The organism is Neisseria sp. P0021.S006 (genome assembly GCF_051956895.1).
In genome coordinates this window covers 1-487 of record NZ_JBQCWZ010001134.1, presented here as the reverse complement: position 1 = coordinate 487, position 487 = coordinate 1, and the positions used below count along the sequence as shown (strand labels likewise).

Sequence of the window (487 nt, the reverse complement as noted above, 5' to 3'; positions counted from 1 at the left end):
ATTATATTCAACAGTTCGTGACGGCAGTAAAAAAATCTTAGATAAAGTACCGACCGTTAAAAACTTTATGAAGAAAACTGAAGAGCACATGAAAGGTGTGATATTCTCGCCAGAAAGTACGCTGTTTGAAGAGCTCGGTTTTAACTATATTGGACCAATTGACGGACATAATATTGATGAATTAATTGCTACCTTAAGCAATATGCGCGATCTCAAAGGGCCCCAATTCTTACACATCAAAACGAAGAAGGGAAAAGGTTATGAACCTGCAGAAAAAGACCCGATCGGTTTCCATGGTGTACCAAAATTTGACCCAACAAGCGGTCAACTGCCTAAATCAAACGCCAAACCCACCTATTCAAAAATCTTTGGTGATTGGTTATGCGAAATGGCGGAACAAGATGATAAATTAGTGGGTATTACTCCCGCAATGCGTGAAGGTTCCGGCATGGTAGAATTTTCAGAACGATTCCCACAACAATATTTT

The 487-nt window shown here is 39.4% G+C and carries 1 protein-coding gene; it reads left to right on the top strand.

Going from position 1 to position 487, the window contains the following annotated elements; translation table 11 throughout:
• Window positions 1-487 (top strand): 1-deoxy-D-xylulose-5-phosphate synthase N-terminal domain-containing protein (locus ACTHUM_RS19120; RefSeq protein ID WP_440403854.1); only part of this gene is annotated, 487 nt, incomplete at both ends.